The organism is Pseudomonas sp. PGPR N4 (assembly GCF_059693665.1).
On record NZ_JCAUKV010000003.1, the window covers coordinates 226300 to 246125 of the forward strand.

The 19826-nt window shown below is 61.2% G+C and carries 13 protein-coding genes and 1 pseudogene; 7 read left to right on the forward strand and 7 right to left on the reverse strand.

Translation table 11 applies throughout. The features are described 5' to 3' along the window. Positions 1 to 36: 36 nt before the first annotated feature. The 5 genes and pseudogenes from AC58X1_RS14810 to xseA form a co-directional block, all read right to left on the reverse strand. Positions 37 to 903 (reverse strand): methyl-accepting chemotaxis protein, encoded by an 867-nt coding sequence (locus tag AC58X1_RS14810; protein WP_409035103.1) that lies wholly within the window; start codon positions 901 to 903, stop codon positions 37 to 39. Next, a pseudogene (locus tag AC58X1_RS14815) lies at positions 898 to 1995 on the reverse strand (nitrate- and nitrite sensing domain-containing protein); the annotation flags it as partial. The pseudogene AC58X1_RS14815 and the gene AC58X1_RS14810, both read right to left, overlap by 6 nt. A gap of 451 nt (positions 1996 to 2446) precedes the next feature. Further along, positions 2447 to 4120: a 2-isopropylmalate synthase gene (gene leuA, locus AC58X1_RS14820; RefSeq protein ID WP_181108798.1), complete on the reverse strand. Its 1674-nt coding sequence runs from the start codon at positions 4118 to 4120 to the stop codon at positions 2447 to 2449. Between the two features lie 342 nt (positions 4121 to 4462). Further along, entirely contained in the window at positions 4463 to 5290 is an 828-nt protein-coding gene (locus tag AC58X1_RS14825; RefSeq protein ID WP_150571055.1) for a M23 family metallopeptidase, read from the reverse strand. A gap of 3 nt (positions 5291 to 5293) precedes the next feature. Then, entirely contained in the window at positions 5294 to 6673 is a 1380-nt protein-coding gene (gene xseA / locus AC58X1_RS14830; RefSeq protein ID WP_150571054.1) for an exodeoxyribonuclease VII large subunit, read from the reverse strand. Between the two features lie 99 nt (positions 6674 to 6772). On the opposite strand from xseA, the gene AC58X1_RS14835 reads away from it, so the two are divergent. The 4 genes from AC58X1_RS14835 to guaA all read left to right on the forward strand — a co-directional run bounded on the left by AC58X1_RS14835 (position 6773) and on the right by guaA (position 11347). Beyond that, positions 6773 to 7528 (forward strand): sulfite exporter TauE/SafE family protein, encoded by a 756-nt coding sequence (locus tag AC58X1_RS14835; protein WP_497429043.1) that lies wholly within the window; start codon positions 6773 to 6775, stop codon positions 7526 to 7528. Positions 7529 to 7577: 49 nt separating this feature from the next. Further along, the gene (locus AC58X1_RS14840) at positions 7578 to 8135 is read left to right on the forward strand and encodes a sugar ABC transporter ATPase (protein ID WP_101317006.1); all 558 of its coding nucleotides are present in this window, start codon (positions 7578 to 7580) and stop codon (positions 8133 to 8135) included. Between the two features lie 86 nt (positions 8136 to 8221). Further along, positions 8222 to 9691, forward strand: a complete 1470-nt coding sequence (gene guaB / locus AC58X1_RS14845; protein WP_101317008.1) for an IMP dehydrogenase — start codon at positions 8222 to 8224, stop codon at positions 9689 to 9691. Between the two features lie 78 nt (positions 9692 to 9769). Beyond that, the gene (gene guaA / locus AC58X1_RS14850; RefSeq protein ID WP_103436237.1) at positions 9770 to 11347 is read left to right on the forward strand and encodes a glutamine-hydrolyzing GMP synthase; all 1578 of its coding nucleotides are present in this window, start codon (positions 9770 to 9772) and stop codon (positions 11345 to 11347) included. Positions 11348 to 11509: 162 nt separating this feature from the next. Here the strand turns inward: guaA and AC58X1_RS14855 are convergent, their stop codons facing one another. Further along, positions 11510 to 13813, reverse strand: a complete 2304-nt coding sequence (locus AC58X1_RS14855) for an autotransporter family protein (RefSeq protein ID WP_259075667.1) — start codon at positions 13811 to 13813, stop codon at positions 11510 to 11512. 211 nt (positions 13814 to 14024) lie between these two features. Beyond that, entirely contained in the window at positions 14025 to 14933 is a 909-nt protein-coding gene (locus AC58X1_RS14860) for an alpha/beta hydrolase (protein WP_259075665.1), read from the reverse strand. 306 nt (positions 14934 to 15239) lie between these two features. Between AC58X1_RS14860 and AC58X1_RS14865 the strand changes: the two genes are divergently transcribed. The 3 genes from AC58X1_RS14865 to AC58X1_RS14875 all read left to right on the forward strand — a co-directional run bounded on the left by AC58X1_RS14865 (position 15240) and on the right by AC58X1_RS14875 (position 19732). Beyond that, on the forward strand, positions 15240 to 16880 hold the full coding sequence (locus AC58X1_RS14865; protein WP_150571051.1) for a methyl-accepting chemotaxis protein: 1641 nt from the start codon (positions 15240 to 15242) through the stop codon (positions 16878 to 16880). A 125-nt stretch (positions 16881 to 17005) separates the two neighbouring features. Further along, on the forward strand, positions 17006 to 17497 hold the full coding sequence (locus AC58X1_RS14870) for a GNAT family N-acetyltransferase (protein ID WP_259075663.1): 492 nt from the start codon (positions 17006 to 17008) through the stop codon (positions 17495 to 17497). Between the two features lie 183 nt (positions 17498 to 17680). After that, complete coding sequence (locus AC58X1_RS14875; protein ID WP_497429044.1) at positions 17681 to 19732, forward strand: TonB-dependent receptor; 2052 nt, start codon at positions 17681 to 17683, stop codon at positions 19730 to 19732. Positions 19733 to 19826: the final 94 nt, after the last annotated feature.

Genomic DNA, 19826 nt, shown 5'->3' on the forward strand with positions numbered 1-19826 from the left:
TTTCGCGACACAAGGCCGCTCCTACGGGCGGATTGGTCAGGCCAGGCGGAAGCGGCTGACCAGTTGCTGCTGATGCTCGGCCAGGCGCGCCAGTTCCTGGCTGGTGACGGCGGTCTGCTGGGCGCCGGCGCTGACCTGGATGACCAGGTCGTTGATCTCGTTGACGTTGCGGCTGATGTCTTCCGAGACCGCACTCTGCTCTTCAGCGGCCGAGGCGATCTGGATAGTACGGTCGTTGATGGTGGCCACGCCTTCGGCAATATTGCCGAGCAATTCGCCGGCCCGACCGATACGTTCGGCGCCTGACTGCGCCTTGCTCAGGGTCTCCAGCATCGAGGCGTTGGCGCGGTCCGAGCCTGCCTGCAGGTTGCTGATCATCTGCTGGATATTGCCGGTCGACTCCTGAGTGCGCTGAGCCAGCGTGCGCACTTCCGAGGCGACGACAGCAAAGCCACGGCCATGGTCGCCGGCGCGGGCGGCCTCGATAGCGGCGTTGAGGGCGAGCAGGTTGGTTTGCTCGGCGATGCCGCGAATCACGTCCAGCACCGAGGTGATGGCGTCGCTTTCGTCCTTGAGCTCATCGATGATGGTGGCGGTCTGCTGGGCCTGGCTGGACAACTCGCGGATCAGCGTGATGGTGGTTTCGATCTCCTCGCGGCCCACCACGGTGCTGCCATGGATCTGCTGGGAGAGGTTGGCTGCATCGCTGGTGCTCTGGGCCACGTCGCGCACGGTGGCGCTCATTTCATTGATCGCGGTGGCGACCAGTTCGGTGCTCTGGCGTTGCTGTTCGACGCTGCGGCTGGTTTGCAGGGTGACGGCCGACGACTCTTCGGCAGCCGTGGCCACCTGAGCAGTCGCGCTGCCGATCTCCTGGACGATCTCGGTGATCTCCTGGGCCATGCGGTTGAGGTTGGCGGCGATCTGGCCGAATTCGTCCTGGCTGCGATAGTGGGTGCGTGCGGTCAGATCGCGGCCGGCCAGAGCATTCAGGGTGGCGTTGATGTCATGCACCGCCCGGCCCATGCTGCGGATGATCAGTGATGCCAGCAGAGCCACGCAGAATAGCGCCAGCGCTGCACCAATAGCGGTCAGCCAGAGCGCGCGGGCGGCGCCGCTGCGGGCTTGCTCGGCAAGTTGGCCGACGGTCTGCGCCAGGCTGGTTTCGACTTCGCTCATTTGGTCGATGCGTTGGGTCGCAAGTTCAAACCAGGCTTCAGGCTTGGTATTCAGAGGCTGGCCCAGCGGTACGTCGAAACCCAGTTTCTGCAGTTTTGCCACTTCCAGCGCTGCCGGGCTTTGCAGAGCGTTCTGGTATTGGCTCAATACGCCGGCGGGTGCCTTGCGCATAAAACCTTCGCTATAAGCGGTAAATTCACCCAGGTTACGGCTAAAGCGCGATAACAATGCCGCATCGAAGTGATCCTGATTGAATGCTAGGCCGAGGATAACGCGCTCACGGCCCGCGCGCTCCTTGAGTTCGATAAATTGATTGAGCGCGCTGAGCGCTTGCACCACGGCAGTATCGGTGACGCGGTTTTCCAATGAATGGGTATAGCCGATCAGCTGTTGAATAAGTTCGGTATAACGCAGACTGGATTGTGTGCTGTCGATGCTCAAACCGTCGACCTGGCCACGCAGCGCTGAAAGTTGCTCGAGGCTGCTTAGTGTCTGGCTCAACTCAGCGGATTTTTCCGGCAGGTTGTGCAGTGTTTCCAGTGCAGCGCTGCTGTCCTGGCGAAACTGACCAAGGCGATCGCCCATGCTCTTGCCCTGGCTACCGATGAACACCCCGCTGGCGCCACGCTCGCGTTGCAGGCGGGTGATCAGCTGGCTGATCGACTGGGCGGTGCCGCTGGCGCTGACGGTGGCCTGCATGTCCCGCAGGGTGCGCAGGTTGTCGTTCAGAAACAGGCCGGCTAGCACCAGAAAGCCGAGCAGGGGGAACAGCAATATCAACAACAGTTTCTGGCGTAGCGGTGCGTTGGTCAACATTGGCTTTGGCCTCGATATACTTGTGAGCAGAAGTAAATATGGCGAGTGCCGAAGCTGTTGTTGTCATTGGTGGCACGCAGCCACTATGTTAAATGTTTAATCAAATAAAGCGAAGATAATAAGCGACGTATTTCGTCGGAGAATTTGCTGCCCAACTTTAGTGCAATAAACAAAGTGTTGATCCATGTCAGTGCATGTTTAATTAGTTGCGACATAAAGATAATTAGTTCGAAAATCAACGTTTGCCCCGCCGTGCGCGCATCCCCGTAGGAGCGGCCTTGTGTCGCGAAAGGCCCGCACAGCGGGCCCGGCTATGTCAGCGGCGAAGCTGAAAATATGGGGGCGCTTCGCACCCCTTTCGCGACACAAGGCCGCTCCTACCGACAGCGCTGAAATGCTCGACAAAAAAAACCGCATCCTTGGATGCGGTTTTTTATGGGCCGGCGGTGAGTTAAGCCGCCTTGGCCTCTTCCTGGCTCAGTGAGCGGTTCAGGGCACTGAACAGCGCCTTGAAGCTTGCGGTAGTGATGTTTTCATCAATACCCACACCATGCACCGGGCGGCCACCGGCAACGCGCAGCTCGATGTAGGCGGCAGCCTTGGCGTTGGTGCCGGCACCGATGGCATGCTCGTTGTAGTCCATGATTTCTACCGCAACCGGCATGCAGGCCGCCAGCGCTTCCAGCGCGCCGTTGCCCTTGCCGTGCCAGTGCAGGTTGGTTTCGCCTTCACCGGCTACTTCCACTTCGACCTTGCTGCTGCCGTTTTCTTCCTGCAGGCGGTGGCTGACCAGGGCGTACGGGGCGTTGGCCTGGAGGTACTCCTTGTGCAGCAGCTTGTAGATCTGCTGGGCGGTCATTTCCAGGCCCAGGCGGTCGGTTTCACCCTGTACGACCTGGCTGAACTCGATCTGCATGCGGCGCGGCAGGCTGATGCCGTATTCCTGTTCAAGCAAGTAGGTGATGCCGCCTTTGCCCGACTGGCTGTTGACGCGGATCACCGCCTCGTAGCTGCGGCCAATGTCGGCCGGGTCGATCGGCAAGTACGGCACTTCCCACAGCTCGCCTTCCTGCTGCTTGCTGAAACCTTTGCGAATGGCGTCCTGGTGCGAGCCGGAGAACGCGGTGTGGACCAGGTCGCCAACATACGGGTGACGCGGATGCACCGGCAGCTGGTTGCACTCCTCGACGACCTTGCGCACGCCGTCGATGTCGGAGAAGTCCAGCTGTGGGTCGATACCCTGGGTGTAGAGGTTCAGCGCCAGGGTCACCAAGTCGACGTTGCCGGTGCGCTCGCCGTTGCCGAACAGGCAGCCTTCGGCGCGGTCGGCACCGGCCATCAGGCCCAGCTCGGTGGCAGCAATGCCAGTGCCACGGTCGTTGTGGCAGTGCAGGCTGATGATCACGCTGTCGCGGCGATTGACGTTGCGGCAGAACCACTCGATCTGGTCGGCGTAGATATTCGGCGTGGCCACTTCAACGGTAGCTGGCAGGTTGAAGATGATCTTGTGCTCAGGCGTCGGGTTCCACACCTCGGTCACGGCGTCGCAGACTTCCTTGGCGAACTCCAGTTCGGTGGCGCTGAAGGTCTCTGGCGAGTACTGGAAGGTCCAGTGCGTCTCGGGCTGCTGCGCTGCGTATTTGACGAACAGCTTGGCGGCGTTGACGGCGATGTCCTTGACGCCTTGCTTGTCCTGGTTGAAGACAATGCGGCGGAACGACGGGCTGGTTGCGTTGTACAGGTGGACAATGGCCTTTTTCGCCCCACGCAGCGACTCGAAGGTGCGTGCGATCAGGTCTTCGCGGGCCTGAGTCAGTACCTGGATGGTGGTGTCATCCGGGATGTGGCCGCCTTCGATCAAGGTGCGCACGAAGTCGAAATCAGTCTGCGAGGCAGACGGGAACGACGCTTCGATTTCTTTCACGCCAACCTGCACCAGCGTCTTCCAGAAACGCAGCTTCTTCTCCGCGTCCATCGGCTCGATCAGCGACTGGTTGCCATCACGCAGGTCCGAGCTGCACCAGATCGGCGCTTCGGTGATGGTCTTGGATGGCCAGGTGCGGTCGGGCAAATCGATGGTGGGGAAGGCGCGATATTTCTTCGACGGGTCTTTGAGCATGGTCATGCGAATAATCCTTTTGGGTGCGGCCGAGATCGGGCCTGCCGGACGATAACGAGATGAATAGGCGAGGCGACGCGATTCACCCTGGTAGTCGGGCACTGACCAGGCAGAGGCTGCGGTGTTGGCGGAGCAAAATGAGGGTGCTGGAGGTTTTCATGGCTTCAACCCTAACCACAGCGGTGAGGGTTGGCAAGCCTTGAAAAAAAATTGAGATAAATGTTCAAGAATGTGCAGTTGGCGAGATTGAATCGCCGCGATCAAATTCGGAACCCGATTAAATTGCGCAGTCCATTTCATCAGCGCAAGAGCTTCCCGGTGGCAGGGAAGCTCTTGCCTGGCCTGCGCTCAGGGTTGGAATGCCCCGATGAAAATCGCCGGATCAACCCGCGCATCGTTCAGGCTGACGTTCCAGTGCATGTGCGGGCCGGTGGCGCGACCGGTCGCGCCGACCCGGCCAACCACGTCGCCACGGCGCAGCTGCTGGCCATTCTTCACATCGATTTTCGACATGTGGCAGAACATGCTGATAAAGCCCTGGCCGTGGTCGACGAACACGGTCTGGCCATTGAAGAAGTAGTTACCGATCAGGATCACCGTACCGTTGGCCGGGGTCTTGATCGGCGTCCCGGCGGGTACGGCAAAGTCCAGCCCGGCATGCGGATTGCGCTCTTCACCGTTGAAGAAGCGGCGCACGCCAAACTTGCTCGACAGCGGCCCGTTGACCGGTTTGTCGAGGATCAGGTTGCTCGGCAGGGCCGGGCTGAAGCTGCGGTAGGCCTTGATCTGCTCGGCCAGCTCGCGGTCGATGCGCTTGAGGTCGGCCGGGTCTGGGTTGACCTGGCGCTTGTTCTTCAGGGTGATGTGCTGCTCGGGGTACTTCTTGCTGCCGACGGTGAACGGCAGGCTGCGGTTGCCCTGGCTGAGGGTGGCAGTGCCGGGTTTCTGTGTCAGCGGGATGCCGACGATCGCCAGCCAGTTGTCCTGCTCCTTGACCACCAGCACCGGCTTGCCGTCAAAGCGCGCTTGTGGGGCGTTGGCAGCAGGGCCCAGGTCGACCACGGCGACGCCGCCCGGCACTGGCTTGTTGAGGGTGCGGGTGATGTAGCTGGCCTGGGCCGCAGTGGTCAGCAGCAGCAAAGACAGGGCAAGCAGCGGGGCGAGCAAACGGGGCATGTGTCAATCCAATAGCGAAAGGGTGACCGGAGTCTGGTGGTTGTCTTCGACCCGCACCTGCAGCTCACCTTCGTTGAGGCGAGCGGTCAGGCGTTGACCGTTGCGCGTCTGCGCCGCGCTGCGGATGGCCTGGCCGCGCTCATCCAGGAGGATGCTGTAGCCACGCGCCAGGGTCGCCAGCGGGCTGACCACCTGCAAGGTCTGCAACTGGGCCTGGAAGCGTTGGCGGCGGTCCTTGAGGGTTTCGCGCATGGCTCGTGGCAGGCGCTCGGCGAGGCTGTCCAGGCGCTGGCCGAGCAACTTCAGCGTGCGCCCCGGGTGCTGCGCGGCCAGGCGCGTGTCGAGGCGGCCGAGGCGCTCCTGACGTGCGCGCATGTTCAGCGCAAAGGCGCGGCGCAGGCGCATGTCCAGATCGTCCAGACGCTGCGCCTGTTGGCGCAGGCGTTCGCCGGGATGTCGCAGGCGGCGGGCCAGGCCTTCGACGCGCAGGCGGTCATGGCTCAGGCGGTTCTGCATCCGTAGCAACAGCCGCCGTTGCAGGCTCTCAAGGCGCAGCTGCAAACCGCTGCTGTCCGGGGCCAGCAGCTCGGCGGCAGCGGACGGCGTGGGTGCGCGTACGTCGGCGACGAAGTCACTGATCGAAACGTCGGTTTCATGGCCTACAGCACTGACGATGGGCGTCACGCAGGCGGCAATCGCACGCGCTACCGCTTCTTCGTTGAAGCACCAGAGGTCTTCCAGCGAACCGCCGCCACGGGCCAGGATCAGGGCATCAAAGCCACGGCTGTCGGCCAGGCGCAGGGCGCGCACGATCTGGTTGATCGCCTCGCGGCCCTGCACGGCAGTCGGGATCAGGTTCAGCTCGACCTGCGGCGCGCGCCGGCCAAACACGCTGATGATGTCGCGGATCACCGCGCCGGTCGGCGAGGTGATGATACCGATGCGCTGCGGGTGTGCCGGCAGTGGCTGCTTGCGCTCGGTGCTGAACAGGCCTTCGGCGCTCAGTTTCTCTTTCAGCGCTTCGAAGGCCAGGCGCAGGGCGCCGTCACCAGCCGGTTCGACCGTATCGAGGATCAGCTGATAGTCGCCACGCCCCTCGAACAGCGAGACCTTGCCGCGCACGCGCACTGCCAGGCCATCGCGCAGTGCCTGACGCACGCGCGTGGCGTTCTGCCGGAACAGCGCACAGCGCACCTGCGCGCCGCTGTCCTTGAGGGTGAAGTAGATGTGGCCAGAGGCGGGCCGGGCCAGGTTGGAAATCTCGCCCTCAACCCAGACGTTGCGGAACACGTCCTCGAGCAGCACGCGGGCGCGGCCGTTGAGTTGGCTGACGGTGAGGACCTCGCGGTCGAGGCCGAGTCGTTCGAAAGGGTCTTTGATCATGTTCGGCATCATAAAGGACAAGGCCAGCTTGTGCATCGCCCTCTGCACCGAGCATGCGCTGGAATGCTACCTTTGCGCATTGCCCAGGGAGGGACTTGCATGCTCGCTCAATTGCCGTTTACCGGCCTCGACTGGCTACCCGTGCTGCTCGCGGTCAGCGCGGCTTACATCGTGTTCGGCATTGCCGGCTTTGGTACGGCGTTGATTGCAGCGCCGGTGTTGATTCATTTCATGCCGCTGTCCAAGGTGGTGCCGCTGCTGGTGCTGCTCGACTTCATCGCGGCGTTCGGTAACCTGCTGCCGTCGCGCAAGGACGTCGCCCGCGCCGAATTGCTGCGGCTGCTGCCGTTCATGGCCATCGGTTGCATTTTGGGCGTGGTGTTTTTGTTGCAGCTGAAATCAGACCTGCTGTTGCTGCTGATGGGCGTGTTTGTTACGGCCTATGCCATTTATGGCCTGGCGATCAAAACCCGGCCGACACGTCTGAATCCGCTCTGGGCGGTGCCCATGGGAACCGTCGGCGGGCTGTTCGGCGCCATGTTCGGCAGTGGTGGTTTCCTTTATGCGATCTACCTGAATGCACGGCTGGATTCCAAGAATGAGGCCCGCGCGACCCAGTGCGCGCTGATCAGCTGCAGCACCATCGTGCGCCTGTCGTTGTTCGTTATCGCCGGGGTGTATGCCGACATAAGCCTGCTGTTGCTGGCGGCGTGCTTGCTGCCAGTGATGTTTCTGGGCACCTGGATTGGCCGTCGGTTGAGCTTCAAACTCTCCCGCGAAGCCTTCGTGCGGCTGGTGACCTGGCTGGTACTGGCCAGCGGTGTGGCCTTGATTGTTCGCTACCTGACGAGCTGAGCAGGGGGTAGAATTGGCCGATTATTGAAGTCCCAGGCCTGCCTTGTTCATGAACACCCAGAGCATCATCGTCCCCAAACTGTCCACCGTCCCGGTGCACGAGGCCCGCGCGCGGGCGATCCTGCGCTGGCTGGTCAGGGAGAAAATCGTCGAGGAGCAGTTGAGCACCTGTGGGCGCAGCGGCAACCGCATGGCCTACGCGCTGGCGCCAGGCGCGCGCAAGATCGCCCTGCGGCCTGAGCTGCTGCCGTTCGATCAGCCGGTCAACGGCCTGGAAGTCATGCTCAAGCGCTGCATCTATACGCCGACCGAAGGCTTTCTTGAAGAAGCCGGCTGCCCGGAGTGCCGGCGCGAAGTCGGCGAGCCGCTGTTCGACAGCCTGGAGGAGTGGATGCCGGGGGTGAGCGACAACTTCACCTGTCCTCTGTGCGCCTTCGAAGACGATATCAATGGCTTCCTATTCCTGCAGCCATGTGCCTTTTCCAACCTGGGGTTCATCTTCAACAACTGGGGCGAGGCCGGTTTTACCTCGACCTTCCTCGCCGCGTTTGCCGACTGGCTCGACCATCCGGTAGCCGTGGTGCAGGTAAAACTGCCACAGGCCTGACCGAAGGCCCTTATTTTGCATTGAGTGGCGCGCCGTGGATGAGTATAATGGCGCGCTTCCAATTTTCCCGCCCGGGAGCCCCCGCGATGCTGCGTATCAGCCAAGAAGCACTGACCTTCGACGACATTCTCCTTGTACCTGGTTATTCCGAGGTACTGCCCAATGAAGTCAGTCTCAAGACCCGTTTGACCCGTGGCATCGAGCTGAACATTCCGCTGGTATCCGCTGCCATGGACACCGTTACCGAAGCCCGCCTGGCCATCGCCATGGCGCAGGAAGGCGGTATCGGCATCATCCACAAGAACATGACCATCGAACAACAGGCCAGCGAAGTGCGCAAGGTCAAGAAGTTCGAGGCTGGCGTGGTCAAGGACCCGATCACCATCGAAGCCGACGCCACCGTGCGTGACCTGTTCGACCTGACCCGCCTGAACAACATCTCTGGTGTTCCGGTGCTGGCCAATGGCGACCTGGTCGGTATCGTCACTTCCCGTGACGTGCGCTTCGAGACCCGTCTGGACGCCAAGGTGCGTGATGTGATGACGCCAAAAGAGCGTTTGGTCACCGTCCGCGAAGGCGCCGACAAGAACGAAGTCCGCGAGCTGCTGCACAAGCACCGCCTGGAAAAAGTTTTGATCGTAGACGGCAACTTCAGCCTCAAGGGCATGATGACCGTCAAGGACATCGAAAAGGCCAAGGCCTACCCGCTGGCGAGCAAGGACGACCAGGGGCGTCTGCGCGTCGGCGCTGCGGTCGGCACCGGCAAGGACACCGGCGAGCGCGTTGCTGCGCTGGTTGCTGCCGGCGTTGACGTGGTGGTGGTCGACACCGCCCACGGTCACTCCAAAGGCGTGATCGACCGCGTTCGCTGGGTCAAGGAAACCTATCCACACGTGCAGGTGATCGGCGGCAACATCGCCACTGGCGCTGCCGCCAAAGCCCTGGCTGACGCCGGCGCTGACGCAGTCAAGGTCGGTATCGGCCCAGGCTCGATCTGCACCACGCGTATCGTCGCTGGTGTCGGCGTGCCGCAGATCAGCGCTATCGCCAACGTTGCCGCTGCCCTCGAAGGCACCGGCGTACCACTGATCGCCGACGGCGGCATCCGCTTCTCCGGTGACCTGTCCAAGGCCATCGTCGCTGGCGCCTCGTGCGTGATGATGGGTTCGATGTTTGCCGGTACTGAAGAAGCACCAGGCGAAGTCGAGCTGTTCCAGGGTCGTTCCTACAAGGCTTACCGCGGCATGGGTTCGCTGGGTGCAATGGCTCAGGCGCAAGGTTCGTCCGACCGTTACTTCCAGGATTCCTCGGCCGGCGCCGAGAAGCTGGTCCCGGAAGGTATCGAAGGCCGCGTACCGTACAAGGGCGCACTGGCTGCAATCATTCACCAGCTGATGGGCGGCCTGCGTTCGTCCATGGGCTACACCGGCAGTGCCACCATCGAAGAGATGCGCACCAAGCCTGAGTTTGTACGCATCACCGGTGCCGGCATGGCCGAGTCCCACGTGCATGACGTGCAGATCACCAAGGAAGCGCCAAACTACCGCGTAGGCTGAGGCTTCCAGCATCATTAGCAAGCGGGGCTGTTACGACAGCCCCGTGTTGTTTCCGATTTCCACTGACGAGATTGAGTCATGGCCCTCGACATTCACGCTCACCGCATCCTGATCCTCGACTTCGGTTCCCAGTACACCCAGCTGATCGCCCGCCGCGTGCGCGAGATCGGTGTCTACTGCGAGCTGCACCCGTTCGACATGGACGATGAAGCGATCCGCGAATTCAACCCGCGCGGCATCATCCTCGCTGGCGGCCCAGAGTCGGTCCACGAAGCCAACAGCCCGCGTGCACCGCAAGCGGTGTTCGACCTCAACGTACCAGTGCTGGGCATCTGCTACGGCATGCAGACCATGGCCGAGCAGATGGGCGGCAAGGTTGAAGGCTCCGAGCTGCGCGAATTCGGCTACGCCCGCGTTGACGTGGTCGGCAAGAGCCGCCTGCTCGACGGCATCGAAGACCATGTAGACGCCGACGGCGTATTCGGTCTCGATGTCTGGATGAGCCACGGTGACAAGGTCACCCGCATGCCAGAGAACTTCCACGTTCTGGCCAGCACCCCAAGCTGCCCGATCGCCGGCATGTTCGACGACAGCCGCGGCTACTACGGCGTGCAGTTCCACCCTGAAGTGACCCACACCAAGCAGGGCGGACGCATCCTGTCGCGCTTCATCCTCGATATCTGCGGCTGCGAAGCGCTGTGGACCTCGTCCAACATCGTTGAAGATGCCATCGCTCAGGTTCGCGCCCAGGTCGGCACTGCCAACGTTCTGCTCGGCCTGTCCGGCGGCGTCGACTCGTCGGTGGTTGCTGCGCTGCTGCACCGCGCCATTGGCGACCAGCTGACCTGCGTATTCGTCGACAACGGTCTGCTGCGCCTGCACGAAGGTGAGCAAGTGATGGCCATGTTCGCCGAGAACATGGGCGTCAAGGTGATCCGCGCCAACGCCGAAGCTCAGTTCCTGGGCAACCTGGAAGGCGAAGCCGACCCGGAGAAAAAGCGCAAAATCATCGGCCGCACCTTCATCGACGTGTTCGATGCCGAAGCCAGCAAACTGGAAAACATCCAGTTCCTCGCCCAAGGCACCATCTACCCCGACGTGATTGAGTCGGCTGGCGCCAAGAGCGGCAAGGCCCACGTGATCAAGTCGCACCACAACGTCGGCGGCCTGCCAGAGGAAATGAACCTCAAGCTGGTCGAGCCACTGCGTGAGCTGTTCAAGGACGAAGTGCGCAAACTCGGCCTGGAGCTCGGCCTGCCGTACGACATGGTCTACCGCCACCCGTTCCCAGGCCCGGGCCTGGGCGTACGTATCCTTGGTGAAGTGAAAAAGGAATACGCCGACATCCTCCGTCGCGCTGACCACATCTTCATCGAAGAACTGCGCAAAGCCGACTGGTATCACAAGACCAGCCAGGCCTTCGTAGTGTTCCAGCCGGTCAAGTCGGTTGGTGTGGTCGGTGACGGCCGTCGCTACGCCTGGGTCGTGGCCCTGCGCGCCGTCGAGACCGTGGACTTCATGACCGCACGTTGGGCACACCTGCCTTACGAGCTGCTGGAAACGGTCAGCGGGCGGATCATCAACGAGATCGAAGGCATCTCGCGCGTTACTTATGACGTGTCGAGCAAGCCGCCGGCGACGATTGAGTGGGAATGATCTGCTAGCGCAGCGATTGAGAAACCGGCTTAGGCCGGTTTTTCTCTATCTGCGGGCGGTAAGCGAGGGCTACGAAGCAGCCCTGGCGTCCTCAAGTCAACCACAGCCTGAAACGACAAAGCCCGCATTCGCGGGCTTTGTCGTTTCAAGCGCAGACCTCTATCAGAAGTCGTAACGCACGTTTGCGGTAAAGGTATCCGCGTCGAACCCACTGCTGGTCAGGTAGCTGTAGTTACCGCCCACGCTCCACGCGCCGACGCGGTAGTTGGCGCCCAGGCCCAGCTCGTAGCTATCACGCGCAGGTGTCGCACCGGTGGTGGTGAACGGCGTACCGCCGAGGACGAAGGTGGAAGTGGTGGCGGTCTTGTCGCCGATGAAGTCGTGCCAGGCCATCAGCTTGGCTTCTGGTTCCAGCGTGCCCACACCTACATCGAAGGCTGCTGCCAGGCGAGCGCCGAGGCCCATTTCGCCGATTTCGTAGCGTTGGCTGCCGACGTTGAGGGCGGCCGAGCTGCCTTTTTCACGGTACGAATCAATCGACACGTTGGCATAGCGTGCACCGACCTGAGGTTCCAGCAGCCATTGCTTGTCGAGCTGGAAGGTGTAGCCAGCCAGGGCGTTGACGCCGAAGATCTCACTGTCGAAGCTGGCCTTGGCGCGGGTGCCGGCAATGTAGCGTTTGGACTCGTTGTCGTTCCAGCCATACATCAGCGAGGTGTCGACGAAGAAGTTGTCGTGGGTCCAGTTGCCGTACAAGGTCAGTGCATGGCCTTCGACATCGGTTTTGCTGCCCAGGTCGGATTTGACGTCGCTGGTCAGGTAGCTGTAGGCCAGGCCCACGGTGGTGTCGGCGTTGAGCTTGCCGTCGGCACCCACGGCGATGCCGTTGGTGTTGGCGTCGTAGCCGTCGATACCGTGGCGGCGGTCCTGGTTGGCATCGCTGGTCAGCGCTTGCAGCCATACGCCTTGCTCGGCCAGCACGTCACCGGATGACAGACCGCTACGCGCCTTGCTGGCACGGCGGTTGATGGCACCGGCGACCAGGTTCTGGCTGTTGGTGGCGGCGTGGATTGCGCCACCGCTGACGTCTGGGGTCAGGGTTTCGGCCAGTTTGGCCAGCTCTTCGCTGGTGGCGGCGTTGGCGAAACGCTGGAACACCGGGTCGCTTTCGTCCAGTTGGCCCATGACGGTGTTCTTGAACGGCTTGATGGCGTTCACTGCGTTGCGCGAACCACGCGCTTCCAGCAGGTTTTCCGTGATCACCTCATCGCTGCGGGTGGCAACCAGAGCTTTCACATCCTGGCCTTCGATGCCGAAGTTCTTCACTTCAAGCAGCGCCGAGGAGGAGACCACCGAGAGGTTCTCTGGGTCTTCCCAAGTGCCGGAGTTGAGCAGGGTGTAGCGGGTGCCCTGGGCCGAAGTGCGGAAGTCGTCGGAGCGCGCCTGCAGTTCGATCTGGCTGCCGGCGGAGAAGAAGGTATTGCCGGTGACAGTCAGGATCGGCCTGTTCGGCAGGGTGTCGTTGTCCAGCAGCAGGCGCAGGCGGGCGGTGTCGCTGTCCATGTCGAGGTCGCCGTCAATCGTCGTCTGCGGGCGTAGCAGGGTCAGGCGGCCGCCGTCGATATCGACGAAGCCGGCGCGGATGGTCGAGCCATCGAACATCGCCTCGCCTTGCACCAGCACGCCACTCAAGCCCAGTACATCACCCTTTACCTGGCCGCCTTGCCAGTAAAAATACGATGGAGCTGCATCGTCATTGGCCTTGATTGCAGCCTCGCCGCCTTCGATCAGGCCAGCTGTCTGGGTGATGGCGAAGGTGTCGAAACCGGCAGCGGGATCCAGGCCGACGAAGTGAATGCCAAAGCCTTCGCCCGAGATGGTCCCGCTATTGTTGACGTCGGTCTTGAAGACGTCGGTGATCTGACCGGTGAACTGAGCGTGGTCGATCTCGATACCGGCGGAGTCGAGGCCGCGCGCGGTAATGATGCCGGTGTTGTTGATGCGTGCCTGAGTCGAGGTGATCATCATGCCGTTGGCGTTTTCACCCGTGACGTTGATGTTGCCGCTGTTGTTCACTTCACCGGCGATGACCGCTCTGTACAGATCCAAGCCCATCGCGCCGGGGCCGTCCACCGTGATGTTGCCCTGGTTTACCACGTCACCAGCGACGGTAGAACTCAGGGTCATGGAGATACCGCCCGCGTAGTCGGTCAGGCTCTTGGTTGTCAGGTTGATATTGCCCTGATTGACCAGATTGCCACCCAGGGTCACATCTTGCAGGTATACACCTGCGCCCGTCGACGTTCCGGTGAAAGTGGCGTTGCCAAAGGTCTCATCGATGCTGATGAATTGGCCGGTGCTCAGGTCGTAATTGACGTCGGCCACGGGAACGGCATTGGCTGCGGTAGTCGTGGTAGCCGCAATGGCGAGCGCGAGCAATGAGCGACGCATAGGAGAAATGTTCAAGGCAGTATCCTTACAGGGCAGAAACTGACATGGGAGGACCTACGCGTCAGCGTCTGTTTCAGGCATCCCTGCCAGCTTGTCAGTGAAGTGCTGAGTCAAGCGCGAGCGAATTTACACCAAACCATTAGAATGATTCATCCTTGATCGGGTTTTTTAAGGGGAAAAATCCAAGAAATGCGACCAGCTAGCTATTTTCTAGAGAAATACAGGATTAATCAGCAATAACCGGAACTTTGCCGTTCGTGAGATGGTCAACAGTAGTCTTTTTTTGCCAAGCCTCATTTTTCAGCGGAGTTTCAAGCCACTCAGACCATGCCGCTTCCCAGCCCTGGTCATGGCTGGCGCCGTCAATGCGGACTGTTTGGGAGAGTGGGGAATCAAGCGCTTGTTGGTATTTGTCAGCCAGAGTCGCTGGAATGATCTGGTCCGCTGTTCCAACCAGATGCCGCTGTGGAACAGAGGCGAGCTGAGACCGGTAGTCCAGTGGCTCCAGCGAACCGTCGAGTGGCGACAGGTTTTTCATTGCGACCCACAAGCGCGGGCTGAGATTGCCAGCCAGTGTCTGCACCTGGGTCACATCAGTCCGCTGGGCTGCCAACAGCAAGGCAAGCGCGGCGCCACCTGAATACCCCACCAGTTCGAATTCCTGGTTGCCATAGCGCTGTTTCAATTGGTCCAGCGCCTGGCTGAGGCGAGTGACCACGTCCTGAGAAAACCGTCTGTTGGTCCACAGTTCTGGGCGGCACGCCGCGCTCATGACGAACTGGCAAGGGCGTGCCAGGTAGGCGTTTGGTGCCGGGTCGGCCAGCGCCAGCCGGGCCACCAACAGATTGTGCGGGCTCGGATCCAGGCTGGGTTGGCTGGCCGTGGCCCAGGCATGGCCGTCGCCTTCGAGGTAGACGCGCAGGCGAGTCTGGTTGCCTGCAGCGTGCGGTGTCAGTACCAGCAGCGGGAAGGCGCGTCCCGGCAGCACCTCAACCTGGCGACCCTGTGCGTCAGCTAGGTGCTGCAACGCCTCGCGCGGCGATTGGCAGGCCACAAGCAGCGCGCTTATGACCACCAGCCAGGCTTTACCGAGGTAGACCAGTGCCTGAGAGTAGGGGGCGTATCTATTGCTCATCGGTTGTGGATTACCATGGCTGATATTTAATAGCTCGCCGGCGTCCAGATCGAGGTGGCCTCTGCAGTAGCCAAGATCTTGATACTTCTATGGTTGCTTGGAGTGGCAGTCTGGTTCGGTTGGTGCAAATTGCGCGACGTCTACCGATACTACAGAGCCAGATGATCCCTGGCACGCCAACACGCCCCGCTCAGGATTGAAATAAACAGCCCGCCACGGGCTTCAGGCTTGCTGGGAACGGTCGATAGCCTGACGATGCGCCCGCCGCGGCGATCGCAGCTCGTTCTCCCCCGTGCAGGTCCGTATATGAACTGGTTCCACGACGCCAAGATTTCAACCAAGTTGTATGTTGCATTCGCGCTATGCGCTTCCATCACGTTGATCGTTGGGATTATCGGTAGCCAGGGAATTGGCTCGTTGTCTACAAACTTGCAGTTGGTCTTCAGCAACAACCTGGTGTCGGTGGCCAAGACCGCAGAGGCGCGGTCCGATGCCATTGCCCAAAACCGCGATTTGTATCGTCTGCTGGCAGCTTCCATCGCAGGCAGCGACGCCGCTGAGCGCAGCGCCATTGTTGCTTCCATGAATGAAAACCGCCAAACCAGCGAGCGCGCCTTCGCCGTTTACCGCGCCACACCGCTGGCGGATGACGAGCGTGCCGCGGGCGATCGCATGGAAAAGGACTGGCCAGCGTATCAGGCCATCATTGAGCGTGTGGCGGCGACCATCGAGCGTGGTGATCTGGCCGCAGCCAAGCAGCTGATGGCTGGAGAAATGCACCAGGCGTATCGCACCGTGATGGACGAGATGGAGATCATGGTCAAGTCCAACAACCGGCAGATCGGTGAAGGTGCACAGGATGCTCGCGACAGCGAGGCTGCTGCCAAGCTCAACCTCTACCTTGGCATCGGTGCCTCCTTCATCACTGCGCTGCTGCTGGGTATTTTCATCAGCCGGGTGATCAGTGCGCCGATCGCATTGGCGGTTGGCAACGCGCAGCGAATTGCCGGTGGCGATCTGAGCAAAACCATTGAAAGCGGCCATCGTGACGAAGGCGGCCAGTTGCTCGCGGCGTTAGGCGCGATGCAAAGCGGGCTCAAGGGCACTATCCAGCAGATTGCCAGTGCGGCAGATCAACTGGCTTCGGCGGCCGAAGAGCTCAACGCGGTGACCGAAGAGAGCAGCCGCGGCCTGGTCCGTCAAAATGACGAAATCCAGCTGGCGGCTACCGCCGTCACCGAAATGAGCGCTGCGGTTGACGAAGTGGCGCGCAACGCCACATCGACCTCCGAGGCTTCCCGCCACACCAGCAATGAAGCAGCCAGCGGCCGCGATCAGGCGCGTGAGGCGGTCAAGGCGATCACCAGTGTGAATGCCGAGATCGGCCAGTCGACCGTGATTGTCGATGAGTTGGCAGGCAGCGTGCGCGATATCGCCAAAGTCCTTGACGTCATCCGTGGTATCGCCGAGCAGACCAACCTGCTCGCACTCAACGCGGCCATCGAGGCGGCGCGGGCAGGTGAGCAGGGCCGCGGTTTTGCTGTGGTGGCCGACGAAGTCAGAGCCCTGGCCGCGCGCACCCAAGCCTCCACCGGCGAGATCGAAGCGATGATCGCCAGCGTGCAATCGCGCGCCGACGACGCGGTCAAGGCCATGGGCAACAGCCGTGCCCTGGCCAGTAATACTCAGGAACTGGCCAAGGCCACTGGCGAATCGCTTGAGCGTATCGCTCAGAACATCGCTGGCATCAACGACCGCAACATGCTGATCGCCACCGCATCCGAAGAGCAGGCCAACGTCGCGCGGGAAGTGGATCGTAACCTGGTCAACATTCAGGATCTTTCCACCCAGACCGCAGCAGGCGCCAACCAGACCAGCGCATCCAGCCAGGAGCTGTCGCGCCTGGCGGTATCGTTCAATCAGCTGGTCAGCACCTTCAAGCTGTAAGCCGCGAACACTAGGGCTTGAGCTTTGCCAGTCACTTGCATGGAGGCATGCAGGTGACTGGCAAGCGCTTGTCGGCAGCGTTTTCAATTAAGCTTGAGCCGCCACTCCCTACCGGAACCCTCGCAATGACGCTGACAATCCGCCCTGCCGAGCGCGCCGATGCTGCGCTGATCCTGCGTTTTATCACTGAACTGGCGATCTATGAAAAGGCCGAACACGAGGTCAAGACCGACGTCGCCGGGATCGAGAGCAGCCTGTTCGGCGAGCACAGTACGACCCATGGCCTGATCTGCGAGCTGGACGGCGAGCCGATTGGTTTTGCCGTGTACTTCTTCAATTACTCGACCTGGCTGGGCAAGCACGGCTTGTATCTGGAGGACCTGTACGTGTCGCCGCAACAGCGTGGTGCAGGCGCGGGTAAAGCATTGCTGCGCCATCTGGCGAAGATGGCAGTGGCACGCGGGTGCGGACGCTTTGAATGGTCGGTGCTGGATTGGAATACCCCTGCGATCGAATTCTACGAAGCCATTGGCGCCAAGGCGCAGGATGAGTGGATTGGCTATCGCTTGAGCGGGGAGGCGTTGGTCGCGTTTGCCAGCGGTAGGCGGTCTGCGTAGCGGCCTCAGGATTTATGCAGCACCGTAAAATCGCCGGGCCCGCTTTGCGGGCCTTTCGCGACACAAGGCCGCTCCTACAGGGGACGGTGTGCAGGCATAAAATTTATTGTGGATTGTTATGTTATAACAACCGTAGAATCTCGCCTCGTCTTTAGCCGCACTTGTGCTCGATCAGGAGTTGTAATGAGAACCGCCCCGCTATCACTTGCCGCGCTGACCGCGCTGGTCATGACCGACCTTCATGCCAATCAAACCGGTAGCTCGGTCATCACCCTGGGCGAGATCAAGGTCTCGCAGGCAGCCGGCACCGCGCTGCGCACCGAGAACGTGCTGACCTCGGTCGATGTGCTGGGCGGCGATCAGGTCGAAGACAAGAACGTGATGAACAGCTGGCAGTTGCTCGGGCAGATGCCGGGCATCCAGTTGACTGAGACAGGGCAGGGCGCCGAGTCGGGCAAGGCGACTTTCCGCGCCTTCAACGGTGAGGGTTACATCAACGGCATCAAGATGCTCATCGATGGCATCCCGAGCAACGTCAACAGCGGCAACCAGCGCTTTGTCGACATGGTGTTCCCGCTCGACATCAGCTACATCGAAGTGGTCCGCGGTACCAACGACCCGCGCTACGGCCTGCACAACATCGGCGGCAACATCAACTACGTCACCCGCCAAGGTGGCAACTACATCGACAGCCGAGTCACTTACGGCAGTTTCGATACCCGTGAAGTACAGCTGGCGATCGGCCATGAAGAGGGCAACTTCGCCCAGAACTACATCCTGGCCAAGCAGGACTCGGACGGCTTTCGCGACAACAGCAACTCCAATAAATACGCCCTCGGCGGCAAATGGTTCGTTACTGATGACGAGCAGACCCTGCGCGTTGGCCTGATCGCCCGGCTGTATCACCACCAGGCCGAGGAGAGCGGGTTTCTCACCCGCGATGAGCTGCGCGCCAGCCGCACCCAGTCGCCCGCCAAGAACGCCAACGACGGCGACGACCGCGACATGAAGCAGCTGAGCCTGCACATGGACTGGCAACTCAGCGATCAATTGAGCATGAGCAACATGCTCTACTACAACAGTTACAACGATGATCGCACCATCACCTTCACTGACTACCCGCTGGGCAACGCCCCGCGCCAGCGCCGCATGTGGGACGAGCAGCAGACCGGCCTGCTGAGCACGCTGACCTGGCGCGCCAACGACCTGTTGACCCTGGACGGCGGTATTAACGTAGAAGAGCAGGACAACACTTATCGCCGGCAACGCTACAGCTTTGGCGTGCCGACCGATTTCGATGCAGCCCCTGCGCGCATTCAGGACGACGACCACTACACCTTGCGCAACCTCGGTGGCTATGTGCAGGCGATCATCCAGCCGATCGAGTCACTGAAGATCATCCCGGCCATGCGTGTCGACAAGTTCGACGGCAATACCACCACCCTCGGCGGCCAGAAGGCCTCGTTGCAGGACTACGGCTGGATCCAGCAGCCGAAGCTGAGCGTGGTCTACAGCGTCAGCGAAAGCGTCGACGTCTACGCCAACTGGGGCCGCACGTTCCAGATTCTTACAGGTAGCAGTTTCCCGGCCTACTTGAGCGCCGGCCAGGCCAGCTATGAGCCGTCGATCAATACCGGCAAAGAACTGGGGGTCAAGTTCCGCCCGTTCGACGGCGCTGAGGCGCGCGCTTCCGTGTGGCAGCAGGATGCTACCGATGAAGTGGCCAACATGCCGGCCACCGGCACCTCGGTGGGGCTTGGTGAAACCCGTCGGCGCGGCATCGACCTGCAGCTCAACGCGCAATTGAACGAACAGTGGACGTTGTGGGGCTCGCACTCGATTCAGGAGGCCAAGGTGGTCAAGGCCTTCGCCGCCACCGGCGAGTCGCTGGCGGGCAAGGAGGTGTTTTCGACGCCGCGTTACATCAGCAACCTCGGCGCCGACTACCAGTACAACGATGACTGGCGCTTTGGCCTGCAGGCCCGTGCCCAGGGCGACTACTACATCGATGCGCAGAATCAGCAAGGCAAGTACGGTGGCTTTGCCGTGCTGGATGCCAGCGTGCGCTACCGTATCTCCAGCGCGACCAGTGTCGACCTGCAAATGAAGAACCTTACTGATCGCGAGTACGAATACGTCTGGTACGACAACTTCTTCTGGGGAGGCGACGATCAGCCGATGTTTTCGCCAGCGCCGGGCCGCTCGGCGTTTGTCTCGCTCAACATGAAGTTGTAAAGCCTGACCAGCTGGGGTTCGAAGGTTAAGACCATCAACACTTCACTTAATCTTTCGCATTTGCAGGTGTATCGTATTCGCCCTTCATTGCCAG